Origin of the sequence: Pseudomonas oryzihabitans, assembly GCF_001518815.1 — a bacterium.
GTDB classification, from domain to species: Bacteria; Pseudomonadota; Gammaproteobacteria; order Pseudomonadales; family Pseudomonadaceae; genus Chryseomonas; species Chryseomonas oryzihabitans_E.
Genome location: NZ_CP013987.1, coordinates 233652 through 252082, shown reverse-complemented (window position 1 = coordinate 252082; position 18431 = coordinate 233652). Strand labels below are relative to the sequence as shown.

Genomic DNA, 18431 nt, shown 5'->3' with positions numbered 1-18431 from the left:
CCCCATGCCCTTCTGGCTCGAACTCCTGATCTGCGCCCTGCTGCTCATCGGCAGCAGCTTCGCCCTCATCGGCGCCATCGGCCTTTACCGGCTGCCGGACTTCTTCATGCGCCTGCATGGCCCGACCAAGGCCACCACCCTGGGCGTGGGCAGCACCATCATCGCCTCCATGCTGTTCTTCAGCGTCCAGGGCGAGGGCCTGAGCCTGCACGAACTGCTGATCGCCCTGTTCATCTTCATCACCGCACCGGTGAGCGCCCACATGCTCGCACGCGCCGCCATCCAGCAGAAGGTCAAGCAGGTAGAGCGCACCGACGGCCAGCCGTGGCGCTAAGCTAGGCTCGACAACTCGCCAGCGTGGTGCTGGCGAGCCGCTTGGCGGTCCTAGCGACCGCCGCTGACCTTGCTGAAGTCCTGGCGACCGAAGGGATTGGGCTGATAGCCCTCGACAGTGGTCTTGGCCAGTACCGTCACCGTCGGATGGGCCAACGGCAGCCACAGCGCCTGATCGTGGATGATGCGCTGCGCCTGGTGGTACACCGTGGCCCGGGCCATCTGGTCGGCCAGGGTCTTGCCCTTGCTGATGGCACCATCCAGGGTCTTGTCGCAATAGCGCGCGAAATTCAGCCCCGATTGCACCGAGGCGCAGGAGAATTGCGGCGTCAGGTAGTTGTCCGGATCACCGTTGTCCCCGGCCCAGCCCATGAACAGCAGATCGTGCTCGCCGGTCTTGGCGCGGCGGATTAGCTCGCCCCACTCGATCACCTGGATCTGTGCATCGACACCAATCTTCTTCAGGTCGGCCTGCAGCATCTGGGCGCCCAGTTGCGGATTGGGATTGAGCAGGCTGCCGCTGGGTCGCGTCCAGATGGTGGTCTTGAAGCCATCCTTGACACCCGCCTGGGCCAGCAGGGCCTTGGCCTTGGCCGGATCATAGGGATAGGCCGGCACATCCTTGGCGTAGCCCCAGGTGGTGGGCGGATAGATGTTGTCGGCGGCCACCGCGGTGTCCTGGAACACCGCCTTGAGATAGCTCTGCTTGTCGAAGGCCAGGTTGATGGCCTGGCGCACCTTTATGTTGTCCAGCGGCGGATGGGTGGTGTTGATGCCGACGAAGGCGGTCATGAAGGCCGGCGTCTGCAGCACCTGCAGGCTCTTGTCTTCCCGGGCGCTCTGCAGATCCTGGGGCTTGGGCGACAGGGCGACCTGGCACTCGCCACGCTTGAGCCGCTGCAGCCGTACCGCCGAGTCCGGAGTGATGGCGTAGATCAGGCCATCCAGCTTGGGCTTGCCGGCGAAATAGTCCGGATTGGCGGCATAGCGCACCACGGCGTCCTTCTGGTAGCGCTTGAAGACGAAGGGCCCGGTACCGATGGGCTCGTCGTTGAGCTGAGCGGTCTTGCCGGCCTTGAGCAACTGGTCGGCGTATTCGGCGGAGTAGATGGAGGCGAAGCCCATGCTCAAGGTCGGCAGGAAGGTGGCGTCCGGGCTGTTGAGCACGATGCGCACGCCGAGATCGCTGGTCTTTTCCACGCTCTTGATCAGCTTTGGCCACTGCATCGACTGAGCATGGGGGTAACCGCTCTTGGCCACCGCATGCCAGGGATGATCCTTGTCCAGCATGCGCTGGAAGCTGAACACCACGTCATCGGCCGTCAGGTCGCGGCTGGGGGTGAAGTAGTCGGTGTGGTGAAACTTCACGTCCGGGCGTAGGGCGAAGTCGTAGGTCAGGCCGTCGTTGGACACCGTCCAGCTTTGCGCCAGGCTCGGTACCAGCTTGCCTTCGCCAGCGTCGTACTCCACCAGCCGATTCATCAGCACATCGGCCGAGGCGTTGGTGGTGGTCAGGGAGTTGTATTGCACCACGTCGAATCCATCCGGACTGGCTTCGGTGCAGACGCTGAGCGTGGCGGCCTGAGCCAGCAGGGGCGCGAAGAGCAGAGGCAAGGCGGCGAAACGCATGGACGATTCCTTGTAGATCCGAGGTGGGCAGACGGTAAGCGCCTGGCTGACAGCGGCCAAAGGAGCGCTGCGGGCGGTCGTCTGGCGGACGTGGATGGCTTGTGTCGTTCGTTCTAAACTAGACCACCCGTCCGTCCGTCACAATGCTTCTGACCGACGAACGGTTGACATTCCGGCCAGGCCCACACGGTGCGGGGTTCGCAGGCATTTCATCCGTCGTCCCACCTTGTTATCCCAGGGTGCTTCTGGTATAAAACAGCGCTCTTTTTTCGGGGTATGGCCGCTTCAGGTCCCCGGCATTTGCCGGCTCTCCCCGTCAAAACAGGAATCAATACAGTTACAAGCGGCCAACCCATGCCGGGTTTGGCATGAGGTTTATGAGGGCTGAGCCATGTCGAGAGTTTGCCAAGTAACCGGTAAGGGTCCGATTACTGGGAACAACGTTTCCCACGCTAACAACAAAACCCGTCGTCGTTTCCTGCCGAACCTGCAGCATCACCGTTTCTGGGTAGAATCCGAGAAGCGCTTCGTGCGTCTGCGCGTTTCTGCCAAGGGCATGCGTATCATCGACAAGCGCGGTATCGAAACCGTCCTGTCCGAGCTGCGTAGCCGCGGCGAAAAATTCTAAGGGGATTCGTCATGCGTGAATTGATCCGTTTGATTTCCAGTGCCGGTACCGGTCACTTCTACACCACTGACAAGAACAAGCGCACCAAGCCCGAAAAGATCGAAATCAAGAAATTCGATCCGGTCGTGCGCAAGCATGTCATGTACAAGGAAGGCAAGATCAAGTAATTGATCGCCCCTTGAACAAGAAACCCGCCTCGGCGGGTTTTTTGTTGCCTGGCGTTTGGCGGCTCCGGCGCCGGGAGCGCCAGAGGCCAGTCAGACGGTCACTTGAACTGACCGGTCAGCTCGCGCAGGGCGGCTTCGGCACCGAGGATCTTCTGCATGCACTCCCGCGCCTTGGTCGGATCTATGTTCAGCCGCGTATAGAGATCGTCGGGAATGGCCTGGGCCGGGCCGTTGCCGATGCCTTCGCCACGCAGCAGCTGCACCGCGAGAAAGATCAGGTTGGGATAGACCGCCTGCTCGCCGCGATACTCGGGATCACCCTGGAAGCGCAGCGCAGTGACCACCTCTTCGGGCATCTCCCAGCAGCGCATCAGGGCGGCGCCGATCTGCTCACGGGTGATGCCCAGCAGGTGATGCTCGATCACCTGGTGATCCAGCTGGCGGTTGGCCTCCAGATGGCGGCAGATCAGCGTGAAGTGCGGCGGAAAGACGTGGGCCAACACCAGGTAGCCGAAGTTGTGCAGCAGCCCGCCCAGATAGGCCAGGCCCATTTCCGGCCGCTCCGCTCGCGGCATGGCGCGCGCCAGGCCCTCGATCAGGGCGGCGGTGTAGATGGCCTGCTTCCAGTAAGGGGTTTCCTGCTCGGCCTGATCGCTGGGCAGGCTCAGGGTCTTGCCCAGGGCCAGGCCGAGAGCCAGGTTGATCACCAGATCGAAGCCCAGCACCCGTACGATGGCGTCCTCCACCGAGCGGATCTTGCCGGGCGCGGCATAGTAGGGCGATGCCGCCCAGCTGATCACCTGGGCGGCCAGGGCCGGATCGGTCTCCACCACGTTGGCCAGGTCGTCCACCGTGGCATCGGGATCGACCCGCAGCTTGATGACCTTTTCCGCGGTCTTGGACAGCGGCGGGATTTCCAGGGTCTCGTCCAGGCGCTGGCGGATACGCCGCGCGGTAAAGGCGGTGGCCGCATGGAGGATTTCCGCCTGGTCGCGTTCCGGCTGGCGCAGGTTCGGCTGGATGCCGGCGGCCGGAATACCGAAGCTGCCCGCGGTCGCCTGGCTCAGCAGACGGCGATAGTCAGACGTTTCCACTTCGAGCAGCAACGAGTGCTCACCGGACTCCAGCAGCAGACGCGGCGCCTCCAGCAGACGCTCGTCATACAGGCAGGGGGAATTGGTCAGAGACGGCAGCCCTGGCAGGACATCCAGCTCATAACGCTCCAGGGTGCGCGCCAGACGATCCGGTGCCACCACCGTCAGCTGGCGACCGGTGAACTCCACCAGCCGGCGCAGATCCAGCAGCTGATCCTCGGGCAGGAGCACCAGCAACATGCCGACGCTGTCGCTGAGCAGCACCGTGTGCACCCGGTTCGCCTGCGGCTGACGCGCCGTCGCCGACACCGGCCGATAGGCCAGGCTCAATTGGGCGAGCAGTTGCTGGATCGAAGAGGGGACTTCGGGAAGGGGCGAAGCGAGCGCTACATCGGTCATGGCATATTCATCCTCACGTACGCCCTGGAGTATAACCATTCGGCTCCGTAGGTAGCGTCGTCTGTATAGGCTTTGTCAAACCTGCCCGTATTGCTGTCCGTGGCGCAACCAGCGCTCTAGTAGTGGACCGGCATGACTCGGCCAGCGCGCGAGCAGTTCCTGAGCCGCATCGCGCACCGCCGGCAGCCAGTGGGCATCGCGCATCAGATCGGCCACCTTGAATTGCAACAGGCCGGTCTGGCGGGTGCCGAGCATCTCGCCAGGGCCACGCAATTCCAGGTCCTTCTCGGCAATGATGAAGCCGTCGTTGGTCTCGCGCATGATGGCCAGGCGTTCGCGACCGATTTGCGACAGCGGGGGATGGAACAGCAGCACGCAATGGCTGACCGCACTGCCCCGCCCGACCCGGCCACGCAACTGGTGCAGCTGGGCCAGGCCTAGGCGCTCGGGATTCTCGATGATCATCAGGCTGGCGTTGGGCACGTCCACGCCCACCTCGATCACCGTGGTAGCCACCAGCAGCTGCAGATTGCCGGCCTTGAACTCGGCCATCACCGCGGCCTTTTCCGCCGGCTTCATGCGCCCGTGGATCAACCCCACGTGCAGTTCGGCCAGGGCCAGCTGCAATTCCTCGTAGGTGGTCTCGGCCGCCTGGCAGGTGAGCTCCTCGGATTCCTCGATCAGGGTGCAGACCCAGTAGGCCTGGCGCCCCTCATGGCAGGCGGCGCGGACCCGCTCCACCACTTCCTCGCGACGGCTGTCGGTCACGCTCACGGTGTTGACCGGCGTCCGCCCGGGTGGCAATTCGTCGAGCACCGAGGTATCCAGATCGGCATAGGCGCTCATGGCCAGGGTCCGCGGGATGGGCGTGGCGGTCATGATCAGCTGGTGCGGCGCCAGGCGGCCATCGACACCCTTCTGGCGCAGCGCCAGACGCTGCTGCACGCCGAAGCGGTGCTGTTCGTCGATCACCACCAGCGCCAGCCGAGCGAAGCGCACCTCCTCCTGGAACAGCGCATGGGTGCCCACTACCATGGGCGCACCGGCGGCGATGCGTTCCAGCGAGCTGACGCGGGCCTTGCCCTTGAGCTTGCCGGCCAGCCAGGCCACCTCGATGTCCAGGGCGGCGAACCAGCGCTGGAAGTTGAGGAAGTGCTGCTCGGCGAGGATCTCGGTGGGCGCCATCAGGGCCACCTGATAGCCGGCCTCGATGGCCTGCAAGGCGGCCAGGGCCGCCACTACCGTCTTGCCCGCGCCCACATCGCCCTGCACCAGCCGCAGCATGGGTTCGGCCTGGGCCAGGTCGTAGGCGATCTCGCGCCCGACGCGCTGCTGGGCACCGGTAGGTGTGAAACCAAGGTTATCCAGATACAGCTGCGGTAGCCGGCGGGCGGCTGGCAAGGGCACCGCGCGCTGGGCTCGCAGGGTTTCGCGCAGTCGCTGCAACGACAGCTGATGGGTCAGCAATTCCTCGAAGACCAGCCGCTCCTGGGCCCAGTGACGGCCCTCGGCCAGCTCTTCCAGATCCGCATCCGGCGGCGGCCGGTGCAGATAGCGCAAGGCATCGGCCAGCGGCCCCAGGCGATAGTGCTCGGCCATCTCCGGCGGCAGCCAGTCCGGCAGGGACTCGGGCCCCAGCCGCTCCAGAGCCTGGGCGCTGAGCTGGCGCAGGCGCAGCTGGGTGAGGCCTTCGGTGGTCGGGTAGATGGGTGTCAGCGTCTGCTCGACCGGGGCGGGCGCGCTTTCGTCCTGGGCGCGGTATTCGGGGTGGTAGATCTCCAGGCCGGAGGCACCGGGACGCACCTCGCCATAGCAGCGCAGCAGGGTGCCGCGGGCCATGCCATCCTTTTGCGCCTGGCTGAAGTGGAAGAATCTCAGCGAGAGCGTACCGCTGCCGTCCTGCAGCCGCACCAGCAGGCTGCGCCGCCGCCCCATGAGCACTTCAGCGGAGGCGACCATGCCTTCCACCACGGCGTCCTGGCCAGGCCGCAGGGCGCCGATGGGTACGATGCGGGTACGGTCCTGATAGCGCAGCGGCAGGTGGAAGAGCACGTCCTGCAGGGTTTCCAGGCCCACCCGTGCGAGCTTTTCCTGCAGGGCCGCGCCTACCCCCTTGAGCGCGGTGACCGGCGTCGCGGCCAGTTCGCTCATGCGGGCTGCACGATGCCCTTGGCTTCGGGCCGGGCCACGGAACACAGCCGCACCGAATCGGCCAGCACCTCGATGGCCTTGGGCCGTGGGAAACTGGCACGCCAGGCGATGGCCACGGTGCGATAGGGCACCGGCCGCTCGAAGGGCCGCACCTCGATGATCCCAGGCGCATAGTGGTGACTTTCCACCGCCGAGAACGGCAGTACCGAGACGCCCAGGCCCGAGGCCACCATGTGGCGGATGGTTTCCAGGGACGAGGACTCCACCGTGGAATTCTTGTTTTCCTCGTGCTTGCGCACCGTCGGACAGGCTTCGAGAACCTGGTCGCGGAAGCAGTGACCTTCACCCAGCAGCAGCAGGCTCTTGTCGCTGAGCTGGTTCTGCGGGATGGTCTTGAGCTTGGTCCAGGGGTGACGCGCCGGCATCATCACGTAGAAGGGCTCGTCATACAGCGGCAGGGTCAGGACGTCCGGCTCGTTGAACGGCAGGGCGAGGATGATGGCGTCCAGTTCACCGGTGCGCAGCTTGTCGCGCAGTATATGAGTGAAGTTTTCTTCGATGTACAACGGCATCTCCGGCGCCACCCGGTTGAGTTGCGGAATGAGATGCGGAAAGAGATAGGGCCCGATGGTATAGATGGCGCCGATCTTCAGCGGCGCCGTGAGCTGGTTCTTGCCGGCCTGGGCCAGCTCGCGGATACCCTGCGCCTGCTCCAGCACCTTTTGCGCCTGGGCGACGATGCCCTCGCCGGTGGGGGTGAGGCGCACGGCACTCTTGCTGCGCTCGAAGATCAGAATGCCCAGCTCGTCCTCGAGCTTCTTGACGCCGACCGACAGCGTCGGCTGGCTGACGTGGCAACGCTCGGCGGCTCGGCCAAAGTGCTGTTCCTGGGCGAGCGTGACGATATAGCGCAGTTCAGTCAGGGTCATAGTCAAATTCCATGGGTTGCCGGTCAATCTTAGCGGCTGTCTCTATCAACGGCCACCCAAGACGGGCAGGTGCCCGGCCTATCCGGTTGGACCTCGCCCAGGCTCAGGCTACCCTGGCCGTCTGTCCAGGCCTTTGCAGAAGGAAACACCGATGAGCACCATCCTGATCGCCGGTTGTGGCGATGTCGGCAGCCGCCTTGGCCTGCAACTGGTGGCCCAGGGTCACCGCGTCTTCGGTCTCAGGCGCAATGTCGCCGCCCTGCCCGCCACCCTGCTGCCCGTGGCGGGCGACCTGGCCGAGGTCCAGCCACCCGCGGACTGGCCCCGCGAGCCCCTGGATCAGGTGGTCTATGCCACCGCCGCGACCCACCATGACGAAGCCGGCTACCGCGCCGCCTATGTCGATGGCCTGCGCCACCTGCTGGGCTGGCTGGCCGCCTGCGGCCAACGCCCACGGCGCCTGTTGTTCGTCTCCAGCAGCGGGGTCTACGCCCAGCAGGACGGCGCCTGGGTCGACGAGACCGCCCCCGCCGAACCCGAGCGTTTTTCCGGACGCCTCCTGCGCGAGGCGGAAGAGGTGGCGCTCGGCAGTGGCATCCCTGCCAGCGTGGTGCGCTTGACGGGCATCTATGGCCCGGGACGCGAAGCGCTGCTGCGGCAGGTCCGCGAGGGCTCCCGGGTGACCCGCGAGCCGCCGCTGTATGGCAATCGCATCCATGTCGAGGACGCCGCCGGCCTGCTGGCGTTGCTGTTGCAGCGTGATCGTGAAGGGGTCGCCCTGGATGATCTCTACCTGGGCGTGGACGACGATCCGGCGCCGCTGGACGAGGTGGTCGACTGGCTACGCGCCCGCCTGGGCATCACCACCTGGTCGGACGACGCTCAGCTGCGCCGCGCCGGCAGCAAGAGATGCAGCAATGCCCGCGCCAGGGCGCTGGGCTGGACGCCCCGCTACCCCAGCTATCGCGAAGGCTATGCGGCCATTCTCGACCGCTGAAACGACAGAGCCCGACACAAGGCCGGGCTCCGTTCTCAGCTAGCTAGCCACTCAGTCACGCAGGGCTTGACCACGCGTGGCCTGAGGACGCTCCTCGACCTTGGCGGTGCTCTTCAGGTGCGGCAGGGCGGCCCAGTAGGCGGCGCCCTTCTCGGCATCGTAGAGGCCTTCCCACTTGGCGATGACCAGGGCGGCCAGGGCGTTGCCGATCACGTTCAGGGCGGTGCGCGCCATGTCCATGATGCGGTCCACGCCGGCGATGAAGGCCAGCCCTTCCAGCGGAATGCCGACGCTGCCCAGGGTGGCCAGCAGCACCACGAAGGAGACCCCCGGCACGCCAGCGATACCCTTGGAGGTGACCATCAGGGTCAGCACCAGCAGCAGCTGCTGGCTCAGCGACAGGTCGATGCCATAGAGCTGGGCGATGAACAGCGCCGCGATGCTCTGGTAGAGGGTGGAGCCGTCGAGGTTGAAGGAGTAGCCGGTGGGTACCACGAAGCTGGTGATGGCCTTGGGCGCGCCATAGGCCTCCATCTTCTCGATGATGCGCGGCAGCACGGTTTCCGAGCTGGCGGTGGAATAGGCCAGGATCAGCTCGTCCTTGAGGATGCGGATGATGCGGAAGATCGAGAAGCCGAACAGCTTGGCCACCAGGCCCAGCACGCCAAGGGCGAAGAAGCCGATGGCCACGTAGACCAGCACCACCAGCTTGGCCAGCGGCAGCAGGGAAGCGAAGCCGAAGTTGGCCACGGTCACCGCGATCAGGGCGAAGACGCCGATGGGGGCGTAGTTCATGATCATGTGGGTGACCTTGAACATGGCCTCGGAAATGCCCTGGAAGACGCGTACCACCGGCTCGCGGGTGGCTTCCGGCAGAGCGCCCAGGCCCAGACCGAACATCACGGCGAAGAAGATGATCGGCAGCATCTCGCCGCGGGCGACGGCGGCGAAGACGTTGGACGGGATCAGGTTGAGGATGGTCGCGATGAAGGCGTGGTCATGCTGCACTTCCGCGGTGGTCTTCTGGTACTGGGAGATGTCGGTGGTGCCCAGGGTGCTCATGTCGATGCCGGCGCCAGGCTGCACACTGTCGGCGAAAAACAGGCCGACGACGATGGCCAGGGTGGTGACGATCTCGAAATAGAGGATGGTCTTGAGGCCGATACGACCGAGCTTCTTGGAGTCGCCGACGCCGGCGATGCCAACCACCAGGGTGGCGATGACGATGGGCACCACGATCATCTTGATCAGCCGGATGAAGATGTCGCCGGCCGGCTTGAGGACGTTCGAGATCCACCAGGCCTTCTCGGCGCTGAAGTGGTTGAGCAGTGCGCCGACGGCGATCCCCAGCACGAGGCCGATGAGGATCTGCCACGCGAGGCTGAGCTTGGGCTTGGTCATGTACCGACACCTTTGTTCTATTTGGATGGAGTTCGGGACGAACGTCACCGTGCCGGGTCGTGATGCGCAATGCGCATGCAACGCCAACGTGGAGGGTGCGTTCAGGCTGCGGAAACGGTGCTCGAAAAGGACGAGGAGCACCAAGGCGTCACACTTTTGCCAGAGGGTAACGGGGTATGTCTAATGCCGCTGTCGCCTGCCCTATGCCGTTCCGGCATGAGGCGTCCCGAAAGGGCCGCGCAGCATACAGGCACTGGCGCCTTGCACGCCAGGCATACGGAGGCGCCGCTCATCGCGGCGCCTCCTGGGGATCAGCCGTTGAAGGTGGAAGGATCCGGACCCAGACGCTTGTCCTGATTCAGCCCGGCGATCTGCCGCAGGTCCTCGTCGTCCAGGGCGAAGTCGAAGATCTGCATGTTTTCTTCGATGCGCTTGGGCGTCTTGGATTTGGGGAAGATGATATTGCCGAGCTGGATGTGCCAACGCAGCACCACCTGGGCTGGCGTCTTGCCGTGCTTGGCCGCCAGCTGTTGCAGGATCGGGCTGCCCAGCAGCTCGCCGCCCTGGGCCAGCGGACTCCAGGCTTCGGTGGCGATGCCCTTGTAGGTGTTGAAGTCGCGCAGCTCCTGCTGTTGCAGCAGCGGATGGCACTCGATCTGGTTGACCACCGGCACCACGCCGGTCTCGGTCAGCAGGGTCTCGATGTCGGCCTGGCGGAAGTTGGAGACGCCAATGGACTTCACCCGGCCCTGGTTGCGCAATTCGATCAAGGCCTTCCAGCTGTCGAGGAACAGGCCCTTTTCCGGCAGCGGCCAGTGGATCAGGTAGAGGTCGACATGCTCCAGCCCCAGCTTGGCGAGGCTTGTGTCGAAAGCACGCAGAGCGCTGTCGTAGCCCTGGTCGGCATTCCACAGCTTGGTGGTGATGAACAGCTCATCGCGCGGCAGACCAGCCTGGGCGATGGCTTGGCCGACGCCCTCCTCGTTGCCGTAGATGGCGGCGGTATCGATGTGGCGATAGCCCAGGTCGAGGGCCGTCTTGACCACCTGGGCGGTCTCGTCGGCCGGGGTCTGCCAGACTCCCAGGCCGAACTGCGGGATATGGTGACCGTCGTTGAGCTGAAGACGGGTGATCGCGGACATGCGTCGCTCCTCTGGAATGGATGGTGTCAGAGGTGTGACTGGTGGCGGTGGCCTTTTGCTCCCGATCAGTCGAGGCGCATGGCCTCGGGCACGCTGTAGCTTTCCACCCAGCCCAGCACGGTATGGCCATCCTGCTGCAGCTCGATGCGCTTCCAGCGCTGGAAGGAACGGGTCTCGATCACCCGCACTTGGGTATCACCGGAGAGACGGACGAGGGTGTTGCGCGCGCGCTCACGACTGCGGTCGTAAACGAAGGGCCACTTGAGGACATCGACCGGGCCGCGCAGCAGCCAGCCCTGTCCCTCTTCGGCGAAGCGAAAGGACACGCCGCCCTCGGCGCGAGCGGCGGTACTGCCGAGCAGCAGCAAGGACGCCACGAGCAGCGCGGGAACGATACGGCGAAGGGTCGAAAGGACATTCGGGGTCATGCTGGCCTCGTCTGTAGCACCAAAAAAAACAGCGCCCGAACCGGACGCTGCGAGGGTAGACCCCTTGGTGTGGCAAACGACTGCAGGGTTTGCCCAGGAATGCCAAATGGCCAGCATTCCCGGACAAAACCCTTAGCGCGATGCTCAGGCCGCGCTGAACAGCTTGTGCGGATCGATGACGAATTTCTTCGGTACGCCCGAATCGAATTCGCTGTAGCCGCGGGGTGCCTCGTCCAGGGTGATCACCTGCACGCCGACGATGTCGGCGATCTTGATGCGATCCCACATGATCGCCTGCATCAGCTGGCGGTTGTACTTCATCACCGGGGTCTGGCCGGTATGGAAGCTGTGGGACTTGGCCCAGCCCAGACCGAAGCGGATGCTCAGGGCACCCTCCTTGGCCGCGGAATCCACCGCACCCGGGTCGTCGGTCACGTACAGGCCGGGGATGCCGATCTTGCCGGCTACGCGCACGACGCCCATCAGCGAGTTCAGCACCGTGGCCGGGGCCTCGCTCTTGGCGCCTTCGTGACCATGGCCACGGGCCTCGAAGCCTACGGCATCGACGGCGCAATCCACTTCCGGCGTACCCAGCAACGCAGCGATCTGCTCGTGCAGCGGGGTGTCCTGGGACAGGTCGGCGATCTCGAAGCCCTGGGCCTTGGCATGGGCCAGGCGCACCGGGTTGACGTCGCCGACGATGACCACCGCGGCGCCCAGCAAGCGGGCCGAGGCGGCAGCCGCCAGACCCACGGGGCCGGCACCAGCAACATAGACGCTGGTGCCCGGGCCGACGCCGGCGGTGACGGCGCCGTGGTAGCCGGTAGGCAGGATGTCGGACAGGCAGGTGAGGTCACGGATCTTTTCCATGGCCGCATCGCGATTCGGCAATCTGAGCAGGTTGAAGTCGGCGTAGGGGACCAGCACGTATTCGGCCTGGCCACCGACCCAGCCGCCCATGTCGACGTAGCCATAGGCGCCACCGGCGCGCGACGGGTTGACGGTCAGGCAGACCCCGGTGTCCTGCTCCTTACAGGTGCGGCAGCGGCCGCACGCGACGTTGAAGGGCACCGAGACCAGGTCGCCGACCTTGAGGGTTTCGACGTCACGGCCCGCTTCGATGACTTCGCCGGTGATCTCGTGGCCGAGCACCAGGCCTTCAGGTGCGGTGGTCCGGCCGCGCACCATGTGCTGGTCGGAACCACAGATGTTGGTGGATACCACGCGCAGGATCACGCCGTGGTCGATACGCTTGCCCTGCGGGGTTTCCATCTTCGGATAGGGGATGGTCTGCACCTCGACCTTGCCCGCGCCCAGATAGACGACGCCACGATTACCGGACATGTTGCACCTCGCTGTTGTTGTTGGACTGGCTCTAGGGGTTCGAGCCTAGTCCTCGCGAAGCGCGGCGTCTGTGGGGATGGCGTTTTTGACCATGCCGAGGTCGCCCTGACAGGTCGTCTTGGCGAACCCGTTCACGCCGCCGGAGCGGACGGCGTGAACGGCCGGGGTCAGGCGGGCGCGAGTGCGGCGGCGCGGCGCTCGCGGCTGAGCAGGTAGAAACCGATGCCTACCCCCAGCAGTGCCAGCCCCATGACGTACCAGGCCGGACCCAGCGGATGCTCCTTGAGCATCAGGGTGACTACCATGGGCGTCAGGCCGCCAAAGATGGCGTAGGCGACGTTGTAGGAGAAGGACAGGCCCGAGAAGCGCACCTTGGGCGGGAAGGCCAGCACCATCACCCGCGGCACGCCGCCGATGACACCGACCGCTGCGCCGGCCAGCGCATAGAGAGGGAACAGCCACTCCGGATGGACCTTCAGACCGGCATAGAGCGCCCAGCTGGCCACCGCCAGGATCAGGCCGCCGACGATGAACACCGGGCCGCTGCCGAAGCGATCGGACAGGGCGCCGGAGAGGATGCAGCCCAGGGTCAGGAAGACGATGGCCAGGCTGTTGGCCTTGAGCGCCAGGGCGGCGGAGAAACCGTACTGGGTCTGCAGCAGGGTCGGGGTCATGAGGATGACCACCACGATGCCGGCGGTGAGCATCCAGGTCAGCAACATGGACAGGATCACACTGCTGCGATGGTCGCGCAGCACCGCCTTGAGCGGTACTTCCTCGGCCAGCGACTTGTGGATCGCCAGTTCGGCGAACACCGGCGTCTCGTGCAGCCAACGGCGCAGGTAGACCGAGAACAGGCCGAAGACACCGCCGATGATGAAGGGGAAACGCCAGGCGTAGTCGGCCACTTCCACCGGGGTGAAGACGGTATTGATCAAGGTCGCCATCAGCGACCCGAGCAGGATGCCGAAGGTGAGGCCGGCGGTCAGGGTGCCGCAGGCATAGCCGACGTGCTTGCCGGGGACATGCTCGGAGACGAACACCCAGGCGCCGGGCACCTCGCCACCGATGGCCGCCCCCTGGATGATGCGCAGCACCAGCAGCAGGATGGGCGCGGCCACGCCGATCTGGGCGTAGGTGGGCATCAGGCCCATGCCCAGGGTGGGCAGCGCCATCATGAAGATGCTCAGGGTGAACATCTTCTTGCGCCCGAGCAGGTCGCCGAAGTGGGCCATGATGATGCCGCCCAGCGGTCGCGCCAGGTAGCCCGCGGCGAAGATGCCGAAGGTCTGCATCTGCCGCAGCCAGTCGGGCATGTCGACGGGAAAGAACAGCTTCCCCACCACCGCGGCGAAGAAGACGAAGATGACGAAGTCGTAGAACTCCAGCGCGCCACCCAGGGCGGACAGCGAGAGGGTCTTGTAGTCGTTGCGGCCCAGAGGGCGCGACGTGAGCGGCGCGGAGGCGGATTGCAGTTTCATCGATGATCCCGGACAAGAGAGGAGCGCAAAGGAAATTCGGCCTCTGGCATCCTTCCGGGTGTAGCGGACAAGACGCGGCCCCGAGTGACCCTCCGCCTTGGGGCGGCTGGCAGGGATCGGGCGGATCGCCGGATGGGCGCCGGACCTGCACCGCGCCACCTGCGCTCTTGTGGAGCACGGCGGCAGCAGGTCTACCGATCATTACCTGATCATCGGACGTACGCGACCCTCTGGATTGCCTGGCCACGCACGGTGCCCACGATAGCAAATCTGCAAGGAATTTCCGCTATTCATTCAGGCTGTATTCAGCGGCTATCTGACGAGCCATGGCTATGCCTTTCTGGTGCGAAAGCGGTCGAGGCGCTCTGCCCCAAGCGTTATACTGTAGCCCCCTAACGATCTCCTCAAAGAGATTGGCAGCATTCTTGCATGCGGATGCTGAACGTTACCTACCTATCCGGGCTCCCGAGGGCCCTGTCATGATCGAAGAGCTCGAACAAGAAGATCCCATCCCCCAGGGCGACCTGGCCATGCAGATCACTGCCCTGCCCCGTGAAACCAACGGGTTTGGCGACATCTACGGCGGCTGGCTGGTGGCCCAGATGGACCTGGCCGGCAGCGCCATGGCCAGTCGCCTGGCCGCCGGACGCGTCGCCACGGTGGCCATCGACCGCATGGCCTTCATGACCCCGGTGCCCGTGGGCGCACAGCTCTCCTTCTATACCAACACCCTGGAAGTCGGCCGCAGCTCCATCCAGATCCTCATCGAGGTCTGGAGCGACGATCCGCTGTCCAGCGAGTGGAGCAAGGTGACCGAGGCGGTGTTCGTCTTTGTCGCCATCGACGGCAGCGGCCGCACCCGCCCGTTGCCGGCGCGGCGCTAGAGGCCGCTTGCCGGACCGCTACGGATCCTGGGCGAGCGGCGTCTCGCGCACCTGGGTCGGCCGCCCGTGCCGGATACCCTCGACCTGCTCCAGTGCCTGCCGGACCTCGGCAGCGGTGGCCAGCAAGCGGTATTCGAGGGTGAAATCGCGTGTGCCGCCCGCCTCGATGCGCGGCACCAGCCCCAGCGCTCGCTGCTGGCCGCGGTTGTAGGAAAAGCTGGTACCCGGCTCCAGCCCGGTGACATAGCCCTGGGCCTTGGCATCGGTGTTCTTCCACAGGGTAAAGACCGGCAGTTCCCGCACGTTGAATGCCAGCGCCACCCCCTGATGAGCACTGCGATCGTGCAGCACCGCCAAGCTACGCCCCTGATCGTCGCCCCAGGGATAGAGGTTGTAGACCGTCTCGCCATAGCCTGGCGTGGGCGCGCGATAGGTCTGCCACTCGCCCAGTTCCTGCCGTGCACGCGCATCGAAGGGTGACACTTCGCGCACTGGAGCGGCGAATCCTGTGCCCTCGCCGAGCAGCGGCGGACCGAAATTGCTGTGATAGAGCGCCTGGTACTCGGCGGCGTGCGCCCCCTGATTGGTCAGGCGGTCATGCAGGGTGAAGCCGGTAGCCCCGGCATGGGTGACCAGCTCGGTGTCGATGCGAAAGTTGGCCTGCTTGAAGGCCTCTTCGTGCAGCACGCCCTTGAGGCTGATGCGGTGCGGCGGCTGTTCGTCGATGGTCAGTACCACCTGGCTGGCCGGCAAGTAGCTGGCCCGCCCGTGCAAGGTCAGGAGTTGCCCCTTGTCCATCCCCGGATGGCCGACCCACTCGAAGCCGGCGCGGGCCACCAGTTCGTTGAAGCCCTCCAGCCAGCCGAGTCCATTGCGGCTCTCCAGGTTGACGAAAGCCGGATTGACCACCTCGCGCACCGGTGAATCCCAGCCCAGCCGCAGGGTGCCGGCCTGGGCGCGCAGGACATTCATACCGCGGGTAGCCACCACGGTGAGCTGCAGGGCGCCGGTATCGATCTCGATCAGCACCGAGCCCTCCTGGCGACCGCCACTCAGGTGATGCACGCCGACCGCGAAGGCCAGTCCATCGCGCAGGCCCAGGCGATCACTGCTGATGCTCCAGTTCTGCACCGGCTTGTCGGGGGCGATAAGGGTGTATTCCCAGGCCGAGGCACTGGCACTTGCAAGGAACAGGAGACAGCCAGACAACAGACGAGCGTGGATCATGGAGTGCCCTAGGCATCGCGGTCTACTTGAGTCTAGACCACCGTGCGCCGGGTTGCAGACCCTGCTTCCGCGCCGGCCAAGAGGCTGAGACCGGCTTGCCCTGTATAGGTTTGTTCAGCGAAATCAAAGGAATGGGTAAAGACAACCTTTACCATTCAAACATCTGTTCGGTACTTGCCAGGGCAGCGATTTTTACCGAGGATCGACTCGTCTCTACCACGGAGTGGACTCCATGAAACCTTCAGCCCTGTTCTTGTTGCTTGCCCTGGCGGGCGTTGCCCCGGTCTATGCGGGCAATACCGAAGCCGGACTCGGCGGCGCCGTGGGTGGTGTGCTTGGTACCCTGGTCGGCCAGCAGGTCGGCGGCAGTACCGGTGCGGCCATCGGTGCCGGCGTGGGTGGTGCAGCAGGTGGTGTACTGGGCGCGGACCGTCGCAATCGTACCGAGGCCGCCATCGGCGGTGGCCTGGGCGCTGCCGGCGGCAACGTGATCGGCAATCGGGTCGGTGGCAGCACCGGGGGCCTGGTCGGCGCGGCCCTGGGTGGCGGTGCCGGCAGTGCCCTGGGTAATAACCTGGGTGACAGCGATCGCGACGACCGTCGCTATCGCGACCATCCCGGCAAGGGCTGGAAGCACGCCAAGCACAGACACAAGCATTGGCACCGCTAATGAAAACGCCCGGCAGTGCCGGGCGTTTTCTTTTGCGCTAGAGGCTACTGGCCGAGGTCGCGCAGGCGCTTGCCCTGCATCAGGTTACGCTCGATGCGCTCCAGGGTAACGCCCTTGGTTTCCGGCACCAGCAGGAACACCAGGAAGATGAACACCACGTTCAGACCAGCATAGATCCAGAAGGTGGTGCCCTGCCCCAGGGTGCCCAGCATGGTCAGGAAGGTGGCGCCGACGATCATGTTGGCGATCCAGTTGGTGAAGGTGGAGCAGCCGATGCCGAAGTCGCGGCCCTTGAGCGGCTGCACTTCCGAGCACAGGGTCCAGATCAGCGGACCGGCCGACATGGCGAAGCCGACAATGAAGATCAGCAGCATGACCACGGTGAAGGTCTGCTGGCCATGGCTCAGATTGCCAGCGCCCAGCATGCTGCCGACCACGCCCAGGCCCACGGCCATGACCACGAAACCGGTGTAGAGGATGGGTTTGCGGCCCCACTTGTCGACCAGGAAGATGGCGATGAAGGTGGCCAGCACGTTGGTCAAGCCGACCGCGGCGGTAAACCACATCTGGGCGGCGGTATCGTAGCCCATGCCTTCGAAGATGCGCGGCGCGTAGTACATCACCACGTTCATGCCGGTGAACTGCTGCACCACCTGCAGGAGCACGCCCAGGCCCACCGAGCGGCGGAAGTTGGCGTTTTCCTTGAACAGCGACCAGCCCTTCTGCGGCACCTTGAGCTGCTCTTCGATTTCAGCGACTTCCTGCTGGATGACCTTTTCGTCACCGCGCAGCTTGTGCAGGACCTTGATGGCCTCCTCCCGGCGACCCGCCATGATCAGCCAGCGCGGACTGTCGGGCAGCGCGAAGACGCCGATCAGGAACAGTACGCCGGGAATGGCGATGATGCCGAGCATCCAGCGCCAGGCCTCGTAGTAGCTGAAGGCGGTGTTGGACAGGAAGGCGAGCAGGATGCCGGCGGTGATCATCAGCTGGTACAGCGAGATCATCGAGCCGCGGATGTTTTCCGGAGCGACTTCGGCCAGGTATAGCGGCGCGGTAAAGGAGGCGATACCGATGGCCAGGCCGAGCAGGAAGCGGGCAAAGATCAGCATGGTCGGCGAGGTGGCCAGGCCACAGAGCACCGAGCCCACGACGAACAGCACGGCGCCCAGCATCAGCGACTTCTTGCGGCCCAGCTTGGCCGACAGCGAGCCTGCGCCCAGGGCACCCAGGGCAGCGCCGGCCATCATGCTGGAGACGATCCACTCGATCATCTGATCGGAGATCTGGAATTCCTGCTGGATGAATTTGGTGGCGCCGGAAATGACGCCGATGTCGAGGCCGAACATCAGACCGGCCAGGGCGGCCATCAGGCAGGCGAAGATCGCCTTGGGCTGGGCCTTTTCGGTGACGTGACCGTCGGCGTTGGTTGTGGTGTTGCTCATGACTGAGGCTCCTCGCTCGCCTTGTGGGCGATCTTGTTGTCGCGGGTCGTTCCGTATCCGCTTGTTACAGACCTGTCTAACG

The 18431-nt window shown here is 64.9% G+C and carries 17 protein-coding genes; 6 read left to right on the top strand and 11 right to left on the bottom strand.

The window, feature by feature from the left end:
• Positions 1 to 4: 4 nt before the first annotated feature.
• Complete coding sequence (locus APT59_RS01150; protein ID WP_017642340.1) at positions 5 to 334, top strand: Na+/H+ antiporter subunit G; 330 nt, start codon at positions 5 to 7, stop codon at positions 332 to 334.
• Between the two features lie 50 nt (positions 335 to 384).
• On the opposite strand, the gene APT59_RS01145 is transcribed toward APT59_RS01150, so the two are convergent.
• Positions 385 to 1962 (bottom strand): ABC transporter substrate-binding protein, encoded by a 1578-nt coding sequence (locus tag APT59_RS01145; protein ID WP_059313178.1) that lies wholly within the window; start codon positions 1960 to 1962, stop codon positions 385 to 387.
• Positions 1963 to 2353: 391 nt separating this feature from the next.
• Here APT59_RS01145 and rpmB point away from each other — a divergent pair, with 391 nt between their 5' ends.
• Positions 2354 to 2590 (top strand): 50S ribosomal protein L28, encoded by a 237-nt coding sequence (gene rpmB / locus APT59_RS01140; RefSeq protein ID WP_007159903.1) that lies wholly within the window; start codon positions 2354 to 2356, stop codon positions 2588 to 2590.
• Positions 2591 to 2601: 11 nt separating this feature from the next.
• Positions 2602 to 2757, top strand: a complete 156-nt coding sequence (gene rpmG / locus APT59_RS01135) for a 50S ribosomal protein L33 (protein WP_007159904.1) — start codon at positions 2602 to 2604, stop codon at positions 2755 to 2757.
• Between the two features lie 98 nt (positions 2758 to 2855).
• Here rpmG and APT59_RS01130 read toward each other — a convergent pair whose 3' ends face one another.
• The 3 genes from APT59_RS01130 to APT59_RS01120 form a co-directional block, all read right to left on the bottom strand.
• On the bottom strand, positions 2856 to 4250 hold the full coding sequence (locus APT59_RS01130; protein WP_059313177.1) for an aminoacyl-tRNA deacylase and HDOD domain-containing protein: 1395 nt from the start codon (positions 4248 to 4250) through the stop codon (positions 2856 to 2858).
• A 75-nt stretch (positions 4251 to 4325) separates the two neighbouring features.
• The gene (gene recG / locus APT59_RS01125) at positions 4326 to 6401 is read right to left on the bottom strand and encodes an ATP-dependent DNA helicase RecG (protein WP_059313176.1); all 2076 of its coding nucleotides are present in this window, start codon (positions 6399 to 6401) and stop codon (positions 4326 to 4328) included.
• Positions 6398 to 7330, bottom strand: a complete 933-nt coding sequence (locus APT59_RS01120) for a hydrogen peroxide-inducible genes activator (RefSeq protein WP_059313175.1) — start codon at positions 7328 to 7330, stop codon at positions 6398 to 6400. Before APT59_RS01120 ends, recG begins: the two co-directional genes overlap by 4 nt.
• Before the next feature lie 151 nt (positions 7331 to 7481).
• Here APT59_RS01120 and APT59_RS01115 point away from each other — a divergent pair, with 151 nt between their 5' ends.
• The gene (locus APT59_RS01115) at positions 7482 to 8327 is read left to right on the top strand and encodes an NAD-dependent epimerase/dehydratase family protein (RefSeq protein ID WP_059313174.1); all 846 of its coding nucleotides are present in this window, start codon (positions 7482 to 7484) and stop codon (positions 8325 to 8327) included.
• A 51-nt stretch (positions 8328 to 8378) separates the two neighbouring features.
• On the opposite strand, the gene gltP is transcribed toward APT59_RS01115, so the two are convergent.
• The 5 genes from gltP to APT59_RS01090 form a co-directional block, all read right to left on the bottom strand.
• Positions 8379 to 9728 carry a glutamate/aspartate:proton symporter GltP gene (gltP, locus tag APT59_RS01110; RefSeq protein ID WP_059313173.1) on the bottom strand — a complete coding sequence of 450 codons (1350 nt, stop codon included), beginning with the start codon at positions 9726 to 9728 and terminating at the stop codon, positions 8379 to 8381.
• Between the two features lie 311 nt (positions 9729 to 10039).
• Positions 10040 to 10870, bottom strand: a complete 831-nt coding sequence (locus tag APT59_RS01105; RefSeq protein WP_059313172.1) for an aldo/keto reductase — start codon at positions 10868 to 10870, stop codon at positions 10040 to 10042.
• Between the two features lie 65 nt (positions 10871 to 10935).
• Complete coding sequence (locus tag APT59_RS01100; RefSeq protein ID WP_059313171.1) at positions 10936 to 11298, bottom strand: hypothetical protein; 363 nt, start codon at positions 11296 to 11298, stop codon at positions 10936 to 10938.
• Positions 11299 to 11442: 144 nt separating this feature from the next.
• Positions 11443 to 12642 (bottom strand): formaldehyde dehydrogenase, glutathione-independent, encoded by a 1200-nt coding sequence (gene fdhA, locus APT59_RS01095; RefSeq protein ID WP_059313170.1) that lies wholly within the window; start codon positions 12640 to 12642, stop codon positions 11443 to 11445.
• Between the two features lie 167 nt (positions 12643 to 12809).
• On the bottom strand, positions 12810 to 14123 hold the full coding sequence (locus tag APT59_RS01090; RefSeq protein WP_059313169.1) for an MFS transporter: 1314 nt from the start codon (positions 14121 to 14123) through the stop codon (positions 12810 to 12812).
• A gap of 482 nt (positions 14124 to 14605) precedes the next feature.
• On the opposite strand from APT59_RS01090, the gene APT59_RS01085 reads away from it, so the two are divergent.
• Complete coding sequence (locus tag APT59_RS01085) at positions 14606 to 15007, top strand: acyl-CoA thioesterase (protein WP_026083995.1); 402 nt, start codon at positions 14606 to 14608, stop codon at positions 15005 to 15007.
• A gap of 18 nt (positions 15008 to 15025) precedes the next feature.
• Here APT59_RS01085 and APT59_RS01080 read toward each other — a convergent pair whose 3' ends face one another.
• Positions 15026 to 16234 carry an aldose 1-epimerase family protein gene (locus APT59_RS01080; RefSeq protein WP_059313168.1) on the bottom strand — a complete coding sequence of 403 codons (1209 nt, stop codon included), beginning with the start codon at positions 16232 to 16234 and terminating at the stop codon, positions 15026 to 15028.
• 232 nt (positions 16235 to 16466) lie between these two features.
• On the opposite strand from APT59_RS01080, the gene APT59_RS01075 reads away from it, so the two are divergent.
• Positions 16467 to 16904 carry a hypothetical protein gene (locus APT59_RS01075; protein WP_059313167.1) on the top strand — a complete coding sequence of 146 codons (438 nt, stop codon included), beginning with the start codon at positions 16467 to 16469 and terminating at the stop codon, positions 16902 to 16904.
• A 44-nt stretch (positions 16905 to 16948) separates the two neighbouring features.
• On the opposite strand, the gene APT59_RS01070 is transcribed toward APT59_RS01075, so the two are convergent.
• Positions 16949 to 18349, bottom strand: a complete 1401-nt coding sequence (locus APT59_RS01070) for a sugar porter family MFS transporter (protein WP_059313166.1) — start codon at positions 18347 to 18349, stop codon at positions 16949 to 16951.
• Between the last annotated feature and the right edge of the window lie 82 nt (positions 18350 to 18431).